Raw genomic sequence first — 11,356 nt, 5'->3', positions numbered from 1 at the left:
GTTTTATAAAAAGCCGGAACCTTTCTCCAATCCATAGCTGGAAAATTTTGCGTTTTATGGCGTTGTTTGCCTAAGAGAGCACGTGCTTTTTCTGTTGCTTGTAAATCAACATCCAATCCTAATGCAGCAGCATGTTTAAGACAAAGATTAAGACGTATCAATGCTTTCTCTGCTGTTGCAGCTTTTGTATGCCAAATAGGAGCAAGGGTATTGCGTATCTCTGTTTGAGTAATCTCTGAAACGGGTAAACAGCCTAATTTGGGAAGAATATGCAGTTTTAAAGATGCAAACCAGATTCCGTCTTTACCATCCCCTTTTAATTCAGCTTTACGACTTTCAAAAGCATCCACGGCAATATCTTTTAAGTAATGAAGATTGCTTATTGCCTCACGCTTTTGTTTATTACGCTCTTTAATGGGGTCACGACCTTCACGAAGAACAGAACGCCACCCAGTTGCCAATTCACGGGCTTGTTTTAAAGAGACATCTCGCAACGCTCCCAAGCCCATTTCACGGCGGCGTCCGTGAAGGGTATAACGATAAATCCATTGAGCACCTCCATCTTTACGCTTATGAAGAAGCACGCCGGCCCCATCACACACTTTGCCAGCTCGTGGGTGTTTGCGGACAGCCCTTGGCACTAGAGAGGGTTCATAAGAGCCATTTTTAGTCCTTTCTTATACAGTTTTACCCACACACTCATCCTGCTTGTGACGTGCAAATGAGTGGTTTTGATTGATTCAACATACGAAACAGTGAATTATTACTATAAATCAATGTTTTGAATTCTGTAGACGATATGTTTAGTTGAACAACATGTCAGTTTTTTTTACAATAAACTTTTTGATATATTTTCTCTTAAAATTTTAAGTAAAAATTTTTGTAAAAGAATAAAATCATCCGTGAGAGGGAGGTAATAAATGCTGATAAGTTTTCAAAAACTGTTAACAGTTGTGCAAGACAAAAAAATTCTTAAGATAAAGAAAATGCTCATATATGATGGCATTCATATTCGCTGTAGAAAGTGAATATTTAAAAATAACATCTTTGTGCAATCTATATAAGATATTTTTCAAGTAAAAAATATTATGACTTTAAATGGACTCTTCAAAAAATGGGTATTTTAAAGAATAAAAAAATGAAATTTGATACTTAGACGGTATTAATTTTTCCTACTGAAATAAATGAAGAACAAAACTAAAAAAATAAGACAAAAAAGTTTTTTGTTCCTATGATAAGATTAAAGATAAAATTAAGCGACGAGTGATTAAAATTTGATCTATTGCCAAACAATGCAAATCAATTAAAATTTTTAAACAATATTATAAATAATTTCAATTTTATTATCCGATAATATAAAAAACAGAATTTTTTACAATTCATAGATAGAGCTAACGCTGCAGGGTTTTATAAATTATCAAGATGGATAAAATTCCTGCTTTATTCATGGTTAACGATTTGTATTCAAAGAGCTTATACCTAAAAATTTTTCTCTATATGGAAGAATGCCGTAGAGTTAAACTATGATTTCGTACAAAAATTAGATTTTGATTGAAGATAGGTAGATAAAGGTGTTTTTTTGTTCATTTTTCATTTGAAAAAATTAGTAATAAACTTCAATGATATGCTCTAGAGTATATCCTTTGCAATGATGTAAAAAGATGTTTATATATTTAAGCTATTTATGTTGAAAGAAAATCATGCTCAAAAAACAAAAATAGTCTTTTCATTGTTTAAGATGTTTGTTGTTGCATTATTGCTTTTGGATGTGGTCGTGTTGTGTTGCGTGATTATGGAGTCTAAGTCATTCAAACAAAACAGAATATTATTTTATTGCTCATTTATGGGTTTTTAAAAGAAGAATTTCTAAATACTCGATGGTGTTTGTGAATGTATAAGATATGATTGTGTCCTCTCATTTTTACTTTACAAAGATTCACATTATCAATCACCATTCTTCTTTTTGCCAATTCTTAAATACTGCAACAGCTTTTGGCGTTTGAAATGATTGAGAAGAGGTATTTTTATTAAGGAATGAATATTCTATTCATGTTTATTGATTAATGCAAAGTCATCTTTAGATGTGGCGGTGTTGTTGCATTGTTATAATTTGCTTGGATTGTATGACTGTTAGTTTATTTGTGTGATGGTCGCTTGCTTAATACTTGCCTGAGCAATATAAAACAAAATGCAGTTAGGAAAAATTGAAATTAAATGACTCAAGCTGCTTGTGTTAGATTTTATTATCTGATAACTTTTTTCCATTAGAGAGTAATTTTGCTGTGTGTGAGCTCCAGTTTTGGGGAGGATGCTTAAGCTCAGGCAGAGCTGTATACGCTACATTGCTGAATTGAATCTCTGTATTTTGCTGTTGGAAACGAGAGTTTTATTGCGGTATATTGTTTGCTATTTTATTTTTATAGCGAAAAAGCAATGATGCACATTTAAAGTTTAAAAGGATTTATATTCGTAATGTCTTTGGGGAAAATCGTATAATGAATTTTGTTTTTATCAATGAGAAAGGGTATTTTTGTGTGCATTCTTTTATTGCAAGCTTTATCTCTCAGAAGACAAAATTTGTAAGGAATGGCTTTTCTCATTATTTCTTTATCGTTATTAACGTGTTTGGTTTTGTTGGTAAAAACGTAAAATTTTTGATACTTAATTTTCAAAAGATTAAGCGGCTTTTTATGGTAGAAAAAATATTTTCTTATATTTTTTTACTATTTCGAGGCAGTTTTTATCATGTAGTAAAGATGCGTCGTATCTTGAAATTGAGTGTTTGAGGAGGATGACGGTTTTTAAAATTTGCATATTTATTTTAAATACACCCTAAAAGAATAAAACAGTGAGTTTATAAATCTTTGCGCAATGATTTTTTAAAAAGCTTACCGTTTTCTGGGGGGATACAGGATTTATCATTTTGATAATTTATTGGGGCTGATATAGCGTATTGTTGTATGCAAAGAGATATTATGAAAAAAATGTGATACTAGTTAGCAAAACATATAGTGCATGTTCGCTATGGTTTGATTGAAACTTAAGTCAGTGAATTTATAAAGTGGATGACTTTGTATAAGCAATTAGAACGTATTTGTTCAGTTTTTATAATTATAAATTTGCTATGTCATTTGAGCATCATTCATTGATAAAAAATAAAGGGGAAAGTTTATGAACTTAAAGAAAAAAATATTAAAGAATAGCAGCTCTCTTGTTTCTGCTTTTATAGCACTGGGGATGGTTGCACAACAGGTTTCAGCAAAAACTCCCGCAGATACCCTTGTGATGGCTTGGAATCTCGATGCAATTAGTACATTTGATCCCGCACAACTTAATGATGTTTATGGAGGTGAAATTGTCCGCAATGTTTGTGATAGTTTGGTCAGTACCGCAACGGATGATCCTGCTAAAATGGTTCCAGCATTAGCTACACATTGGGATGTTTCAGGGGATGATCACAGTACGGTGATTACTTTTCATTTGCGTGATGGCTTGAAGTTTAATGATGGCAGATTAGCCAATGCCAATGATCTTCTTTGGAGTATGAAGCGGATTGTTAAATTAAAGATGACCAATGCGACAATTTTTAATGAATATGGAATTACAGAGCAAAATGTTGATGATGCTTTGCAAGCTCCAGATGAAAAAACAGTGGTGATGAAATTTGATAAGCCTTATCCAGCAGAGCTTATTCTTAATAATATTGTTGCAAGTCCAGCAACAGCTTTGCTTGATCGTAAGACAATTATGAAGCACGAAAAAGATGGCGATCTGGGAAATCAGTATTTGAAGAGTCATGCTGCTTGTGTTGGTCCTTATCAGTTAAGCAGTTGGCGCCCTGGAGAAGCTCTTTTGTTACGTGCAAGCTCCCACTACTGGGGACAAGCCCCGAAACTAAAGCAGATTCTCATTCGTCATGTTGTGGAGTCAGGTACACAACGTTTGTTGTTGCAAAAGCACGATATTGATGTTGCCCGTAATTTGGCTCCTGAAGATCTTGCTGATCTGCAAAAAACAACAGATATTAAAATCGAAAAAGTGTTAGATCCAACCATGATGTATTGGGGATTTAATACGACAAATCCCATTTTTGCTAAGGAAAAAGTACGCTTGGCGATGCGTTATCTTATTGACTATGAAGGTCTTGGCAAGAATCTTCTCAAAGGGATTGGTGTTCCACGGGCAAGTTTTATTCCTCTTGGTAACTTTGGGGCTCTGGATGAAAAAGAAGGACAACCCTTTACATTTGATGTTGCAAAAGCCAAGCAGCTTTTAGCAGAGGCCGGTTATCCGAATGGATTTGAGGCAAATTTTCTTGTCTTAAATGCTCCTTATACTTTGTTACTTGCTCAGTCACTTCAAGATAGTGCTGCACAGGCAGGGGTGCGTCTTAAAATTGAACGTGTGGCAGGTACACAGTTGTTTTCAAAAGTGAATGCACGGGCTTTTGATACGGCTTTTATCGGATGGAATAACGATTCTGCGGATCCCCATACAATGGCTTCACGTCTTGTTTATAATCCTGATAATCGGTTTGAGGCAAAAAATACCGCCTATCCTAGTTGGAAGCATGGATATTTTGATGCCGAGATGAATAAAAAAGTTGAAGAGGCATTGTTTCAAAAAGATCCGCAAAAACGGGCGCAACTTTATGCTGATTTACAACGTGAACTGATGCAAAAAGGGCCTTATGCGTTTATTTATCAGCAATATAGCGCTATAGCGATGACACCTGATGTCAAAAAATGGGTTTGGAATAGTGCGCCGCGTATTTTTTATAATAAAATTGAAAAATAAGTGTGTCTTTAAATGTTGTCAAAGATAAACAGTGCTTAATCATAATTGCATGATGAAAATATTTTCTCACATAAAAGTCTTTCAGTTTTTTTAAGGATGAAATTGTGAGAGATGTTTATGCAATATATGATTGAGGTCGTTTACAGGAAGGGATGAATATGAGAAGTTATATTGGGGAGGTTCTTTGTTTATCGTTATAGATTCTCTGTATTCCGAATATAGATTGATGGATAAGAGAATTACTTTATAGATGCTTGGTTCGATTAAATGAAGTTGATGTTTGATGCCATGCTGTTTAAAAAAACAAAATCATAATCACTTTGTGTGAAAAGATACAAGAGTACAATAGGAAGAGATAAAATGGAAAAAAAAGAATGTTGAAAAAAATTTCTATTTTATTAAGCACACTCGTTTTCTTGAATGGGGCTGTAACATCAGCATTTAGTGCCTCATCTAAAGATATATTGGTGATGGCATGGAATATTGATTCAATTAGTAGTTTTGATCCAGCGCAAACTGTTGAGGTTGTGACGAGTGAATTATTGACGAATATTTGTAGCGCGTTAGTGCAATATGATGAGCATGATCCCACAAAAATTCGCCCTGCTATGGCACAATCTTGGGACGTTTTAGATAATGGAAAAAGAATAGTTTTTCATCTTCGTGATGATTTGAAGTTTAATGATGGGAGAACAGCGACGGCGCAAGATCTGGTGTGGTCGATGCGGAGGATTATTAAATTAGGATTAAGCTATGCTCAATCTTTAATGGATTATGGGTTTACCAAAAAAAATGTTGAAACAAATATTCAGGCTCTTGATGATAAAACTTTACAATTAAAATTTGATAAATCCTATCCTATACAACTTATATTGACTGTTATTGGACAATCTTATGCTTCTGCTTTGCTTGATCGGAAAACAATTGAAGCGCAGAGTCTTGACGGTGATATGGGGAATAAATATTTAGCAACACATTCTGCTTGTGTTGGGCCTTATAAATTGGTGAACTGGTCTCCAGCGGATAAAGTTGTGTTAGAGGCTACACAGCATTATTGGGGTGAAGTGCCTAAAATTAAGAAGATCGTTGTGCAGCATGTAGCGGATTCATCAAGTCAAAGACTTCTTTTGGAAAAAGGTGATGTGGATATTGTACGTGATCTTTCTTCAGAGGATATTTTAGATCTTGAAAAAAAGGGCGGTCGGATCAAAATTAGCCGTGTTTTGCGCCCGCAGATTATTTATCTATCGTTAAATAACAAAAATGCAATTTTAGCAAACGAAAAGGTTAGGTTGGCACTTCGTTATTTGGTTGATTATGAAGGTCTTGGAAAAACTGTTTTGAAGGGGATTGCTATTCCCCGAGCAACTTATATGTCCTTGGGTGTTCCAGGTGCTTTAGATGAAAAAGAAGGATTGCCTTTTAAGTTGGATTTGAAAAAAGCAAAACAGTTGATTACTGAGGCTGGCTATCCTAATGGCTTTAAAGCTAATCTTTTAGTTGGAAGCCTTAGTTATATGTCATCTGTTGCACAGTCTATTCAAGCCAATGCACGCAAAATTGGTGTTGAGCTGACAATTGAAAAAATGGCACAAAATCAATTGTTAAGCCGTGTACGGGGTGGAAATTATGATACTGCACTTATGGGGTGGGGGAGTGCTGATCCTGATGGACATCCTGCTTCATTAAATCATGTATTTAATCCTGATCCAACATTTACAAAAAAGCACAATATGTATTTGGCTTGGCGCGCTGGATATTATGATGAAAATATTAATAAAATGGTGATGCATGCTTTATTTGAGAAAGATCCCAATAAGCGTATTATGCAATATCGTACTTTACAGCATTATGTGCTAGAGCATGGTCCTATGGTTTATTTATTTCAGACATATTATACCGTTGGTATAGGACCTGATGTCAAAAAATGGGTTTGGAATAGTTACAGACTTTACTACAATGAAGCAGAAAAATAAAAAGAAGCATGTTGTAGAGAAAGATTGTAGAACATGTTTAATAAGAGATTATTTCGTTATATGAAAAAAAGTATTCGCTTTATATTTTATCGCTACAGAGGGGATTTTTATAATGATTTTGCCACTTTCAGAGACTGAAAGAGCTGTATCAGAAAAGCAGAAAAAATTGTTTTTATGGAATTTTTTGTTCAAGGGATTTAAACTTCTTATTTCAGTTATTATCACATTATTTGGGTTGGTGACGATTACTTTTTTTCTTGGTCATCTTCTCCCTCTAGATCCCGTTTTGTCTATTCTTGGTGATAATATCAGTCAGGAGGCCTATGATACAATGTATTATAAGCTGGGTCTTGATAAGCCGTTGATTGTCCAATATTGGAAGTATCTTCATAATGTATTTTTATTTGACTTTGGAGATGCTTTAACTTCTGGGCGTCCTGTTTTAACTGATATTATGCGCGTATTTCCTGCAACATTAGAGCTTGCAACCGTTGCTATTGTTATTGGTACAAGTCTTGGGATTCCATTTGGTGTTTTTGCAGCAATGTATCGCGATTCATTTATTGATTATGTTGTCCGTGTTTTTACACTTGTAAGTTATTCTACCCCGACATTTTGGCTTGGTTTAATGGCGTTGTTAATATTTTACGCCAAGCTTGGCTGGGTTGGTGGTCCAGGACGTATTGATTTTCTTTATGAATATTCTTTTGAACCTAAAACAGGATTTTTTCTTTGGGATACAGCGAGCCAAGGACAATGGGAGGCTTTTGGTAATGTCTTTAGTCACATTATTATGCCTGCTTTGATCTTAGCATTCGGTGCTATGGCTTATATTAGCCGTATGACTCGTGGGTTTATGATTGAGCAACTCAATCAGGAATATATTATTACTGCCCGTGTAAAGGGGTTATCTTGGGCACGAACGGTTTGGGGGCATGCCTTTAGGAATGCTGCTGTTCAGGTTATTACCGTTGTGGCGCTATCTTATGCTTTTTTATTAGAAGGGGCTGTTTTGACGGAGACAGTTTTTGCTTGGCCTGGTTTTGGGCATTACTTGACAAATGCTCTTTTGGCCGGAGATATGAATGCAGTTGTAGGATGTACTTTACTTGTAGGATTTATCTTTGTTGCCATTAATTTATTTTCTGATTTGCTTTATCGCATTTTTGATCCAAGGACACGTTGAATATGACAGTAAGTAATCATCATAAATCGCAATCATCATCTTCTTTGAGAAGTTGGTTAAATGACCCTATTCCGCGGTCCATAATTCAAGCAAACATACAAAGAATTTATCACGCATTGGTTAAGTTTTTTCATAACTTTTCGGCTGTATTGGGTTTGCTTATTATTTGTATTATTATCATATGTGCATTTTTTGCTCCATGGATTGCTACGCATGATTTTCTTAGCAATGATCTGGGGCATAGGTTGCAGCCACCCTCTATGGCGCATTATTTTGGAACAGATGAATTGGGACGTGACATTTTTAGTCGCCTTGTTTTTGGTTCTCGTATTACTCTTTATGTTGTTTTTCTTACAACAGTTATTGTAGGTCCAATAGGGCTTATTGTTGGAACTGTATCTGGTTATATGGGCGGATGGGTTGATACTGTGCTCATGCGCATTGTCGATATTTTTCTTGCTTTTCCAGGTTTGATTTTAGCTCTTGCATTTTCAGCCGCATTGGGCCCTGGGATTGAAAATGCTTCTATTGCAATTTCAATTGCAGCATGGCCGCCAATTGCACGTTTAGCACGTGCTGAGACTTTGATGATACGTTCTTCTGATTATGTTTCTGTAGTCCGCCTGCAAGGGGCATCTGCTTGGCGAATTATTTTGTTTCATGTTGCGCCCATGTGTATTCCTTCAGTGATTGTACGATTAACTTTGGATATGTCTGGAATTATTTTAACGGCTGCTGGTCTTGGTTTTTTAGGGTTGGGAGCTCAACTTCCAAGTCCTGAATGGGGTGCGATGCTTTCTTCAGGGCGGGAATTTATGATGACAAATTGGTGGTTAGCAGCAATACCAGGCTGTGCAATATTATTTGCAAGTCTTGCTTTCAACCTTTTAGGTGATGGTCTTCGTGATGTATTGGATCCACGCAATGGGTAATAAATTATTAGAAGTAGAAGATTTACGTATTTCTTTTCCTACAGCGCGCGGTATTTCAGAAGTTGTACGCGGTGTTAGTTTTTCTGTCGGAAAAGAAAAAATTGGAATTGTTGGTGAATCCGGATCTGGAAAATCGATGACTGGGCGCGCAATACTAAGGTTGAGTCCAAAATCAGCAATTGTTAAAGCTAAAAAAATGCGCTTCGATGATATTGATTTATTGACCGCAAGTGAACCTCAGATGCGAAAAATCCGAGGTAAGCGTATTTCAATGATTTTACAGGACCCCAAATATTCACTTAATCCTTTAATACGGATTGGTGAGCAGATTATGGAGGCTTACCGTATTCATTACCGCGTTTCAAAAGGAGAAGCGCGGGAGCAGACTATATCTATGTTAGAATCTGTTCATATTCGTGATCCTGAACATGTGATGCGATTATTTCCTCATGAAATATCAGGGGGGATGGGTCAGCGTGTAATGATTGCAATGATGCTTATTCCAAAACCTGATTTAATTATTGCCGATGAGCCAACATCTGCGCTTGATATTACGGTCAGACGACAAGTTTTATCCGTATTAGATGAACTGGTGACAAAGTCTGGAACGGGGCTTATTTTCATTAGTCATGATTTGAATATGATTGCTGATTTTTGTGATCGTATTTTGGTAATGTATGCAGGCCGTGTGTTAGAAGAGTTGCCAGCTTCTGATTTGTCTCACGCTTGTCATCCTTATACCAAGGCTTTGCTTGCGAGTTTGCCACGGCTTGACAATCCTGTTGATGTTTTGGCTGTTCCTGAGCGTGATCCTGATTGGTTGTATAATCCTACGATTGTTAATGGTGTTGAGGAGGTTCCCCATGACAAATTGTGAGAATATTATTGATGTTTCTAATTTATCTGTAACTTTTGGCCATAGGCATAAGGCAGTAACAGTTGTTAAAAATGTTAATTTTTATATTAAGCGTGGTGAAGCTTATGGTTTAATTGGTGAATCTGGATGTGGAAAATCAACTATTTTGAATACATTGGTAGGGCTTATTCACGATTATAGCGGAAAGTTCCTTTTTGCTGGACAAGAAGTCGAAAAAAAACGAAGTAAAGATTTTTTACGCTGTATTCAAATGGTTTTTCAAGATCCTTATGCTTCGCTTCATCCAAGAAAAATGGTTCATAAGGTTCTTTCTGAATCTCTCAAAATCCATGGTATGGATAATCAAAAGGAGCGGGTAGAGGATGCTTTAGATTCTGTTGGTTTAGATTCTTCATTTCTTTATCGTTATCCTCATGAGTTGTCTGGGGGGCAGCGTCAGCGTATTGCTCTTGCACGTGCTTTGATTATTGAGCCAGAGGTTTTGTTGCTTGATGAGCCAACATCTGCATTGGATGTGTCGGTACAGGCTGAAATTTTAAACTTGTTGAAATCGTTGCGAGAAAGAAAAAAGCTTACTTATTTGATGGTATCCCATGATCTTGCTGTTGTTGCACATATTTGTGAACGTGTTGGGATTATGCATAAAGGGATTATTCTTGAAGAGCTTAGCAATGATGAATTGCGTAATTTACATGCGCAACATGATTATACAAAGGAGTTCTTTGAAGCAAGTATAGAGCCTATTGTCCATAGAGAGCAAAGAGTATGATCGATTTTTCAAAAGAGAAAATACATTTTTCTATTTTGGGTTTTGAGAAGTATTTAGTATCTTGGTTGTAATAGAGAGTTTTTGTATTTTTTATAGTATGAAATCTTATCGATATAATTTATTGAGAGAAATTTTAGCTCTCATATTTTTTACTTTATCAGGCATACAACATTATGAGTCATACAGATGACTCATAACACGCATTATGTATTTGTTGTACAGTTTGTTGATTATAAATTTATGTTTAGAAGTTTTCATTGTAGAAGAGCATTAAGCTTGTAAAAATAATAGGTGATTAATAATGCTATGTGTTCTAGGAAAGTTTATTCTTTAGGATATAGTTTAATTTTTATTGTTTTTGATTTGTTTATTTTTTTACAGTGTTAGCTCTTATTTATCAAAAAATTCTAAGTTTTATTCTTTAAAAAAGAAAAAGCTATTATAAAAAATTTTCAATGGTACATGAGAATGATTCAACTATTTTGTTGTTTTTTCTTTTTAAGAAGAGGTTCTTTGAAAGCAAAACAGATTTTATAAATAAAAAAGGCAGTATACTATACTGCCTTTTTTGTTAAATTAAATAGAATGAATAGGCTGTTTTGACAGTTTTGTTTTAAAACTGATAGCGTATTCCTCCTGAAAAGCTTGCACCAGACACACCGGTTTTTTGAAGCTTTTGTTGATAGCTTACATCACCATGAAGGGAGAAATTGTGAGACAGTTGCGCATTGATGCCAACGCCGCCTTCAATTGCAGGTCCCATAGGATCAAGGTCAAAATCTCTGCCAATCCGGATGGTACCATCATCACCAAAGGTTT

The 11,356-nt window shown here is 35.4% G+C and carries 8 protein-coding genes; 6 read left to right on the top strand and 2 right to left on the bottom strand.

Features of this window, described 5'->3' with window-relative positions:
• On the bottom strand, positions 1-641 hold a 641-nt coding region (locus ACFIMW_RS08340), incomplete at its 3' end, for a tyrosine-type recombinase/integrase (protein WP_375608764.1).
• A gap of 2,530 nt (positions 642-3,171) precedes the next feature.
• On the opposite strand from ACFIMW_RS08340, the gene ACFIMW_RS08335 reads away from it, so the two are divergent.
• The 6 genes from ACFIMW_RS08335 (at position 3,172) to ACFIMW_RS08310 (ending at position 10,537) form a co-directional block, all read left to right on the top strand.
• The gene (locus ACFIMW_RS08335) at positions 3,172-4,797 is read left to right on the top strand and encodes an ABC transporter substrate-binding protein (protein ID WP_375617368.1); all 1,626 of its coding nucleotides are present in this window, start codon (positions 3,172-3,174) and stop codon (positions 4,795-4,797) included.
• 374 nt (positions 4,798-5,171) lie between these two features.
• Positions 5,172-6,773 carry an ABC transporter substrate-binding protein gene (locus ACFIMW_RS08330; protein WP_375608762.1) on the top strand — a complete coding sequence of 534 codons (1,602 nt, stop codon included), beginning with the start codon at positions 5,172-5,174 and terminating at the stop codon, positions 6,771-6,773.
• 112 nt (positions 6,774-6,885) lie between these two features.
• Positions 6,886-7,959 carry an ABC transporter permease gene (locus ACFIMW_RS08325; RefSeq protein WP_375608761.1) on the top strand — a complete coding sequence of 358 codons (1,074 nt, stop codon included), beginning with the start codon at positions 6,886-6,888 and terminating at the stop codon, positions 7,957-7,959.
• Positions 7,960-7,961: 2 nt separating this feature from the next.
• Entirely contained in the window at positions 7,962-8,891 is a 930-nt protein-coding gene (locus ACFIMW_RS08320) for an ABC transporter permease (protein WP_375608760.1), read from the top strand.
• The gene (locus ACFIMW_RS08315; protein ID WP_375608759.1) at positions 8,884-9,768 is read left to right on the top strand and encodes an ABC transporter ATP-binding protein; all 885 of its coding nucleotides are present in this window, start codon (positions 8,884-8,886) and stop codon (positions 9,766-9,768) included. Before ACFIMW_RS08320 ends, ACFIMW_RS08315 begins: the two co-directional genes overlap by 8 nt.
• Entirely contained in the window at positions 9,755-10,537 is a 783-nt protein-coding gene (locus tag ACFIMW_RS08310; protein WP_375608758.1) for an ABC transporter ATP-binding protein, read from the top strand. Before ACFIMW_RS08315 ends, ACFIMW_RS08310 begins: the two co-directional genes overlap by 14 nt.
• 613 nt (positions 10,538-11,150) lie before the next feature.
• Here ACFIMW_RS08310 and ACFIMW_RS08305 read toward each other — a convergent pair.
• On the bottom strand, positions 11,151-11,356 hold a 206-nt coding region (locus ACFIMW_RS08305; protein ID WP_375608757.1), incomplete at its 5' end, for an autotransporter outer membrane beta-barrel domain-containing protein.

Origin of the sequence: Bartonella sp. AC329YNZD (genome assembly GCF_042196685.1) — a bacterium.
In the GTDB taxonomy this organism is placed as follows: domain Bacteria; phylum Pseudomonadota; class Alphaproteobacteria; order Rhizobiales; family Rhizobiaceae; genus Bartonella.
Note: the sequence above shows the minus strand (reverse complement) of the source record. Positions and strands in the feature narration are given on the sequence as shown.

Bases quoted from the DNA above. Each gene is read 5' to 3' on its own strand.
- ACFIMW_RS08335 (WP_375617368.1), top strand. From the start codon at position 3,172: ATGAACTTAAAGAAAAAAATATTAAAGAATAGCAGCTCTCTTGTTTCT.
- ACFIMW_RS08330 (WP_375608762.1), top strand. From the start codon at position 5,172: ATGTTGAAAAAAATTTCTATTTTATTAAGCACACTCGTTTTCTTGAAT.
- ACFIMW_RS08325 (WP_375608761.1), top strand. From the start codon at position 6,886: ATGATTTTGCCACTTTCAGAGACTGAAAGAGCTGTATCAGAAAAGCAG.
- ACFIMW_RS08320 (WP_375608760.1), top strand. From the start codon at position 7,962: ATGACAGTAAGTAATCATCATAAATCGCAATCATCATCTTCTTTGAGA.
- ACFIMW_RS08315 (WP_375608759.1), top strand. From the start codon at position 8,884: ATGGGTAATAAATTATTAGAAGTAGAAGATTTACGTATTTCTTTTCCT.
- ACFIMW_RS08310 (WP_375608758.1), top strand. From the start codon at position 9,755: ATGACAAATTGTGAGAATATTATTGATGTTTCTAATTTATCTGTAACT.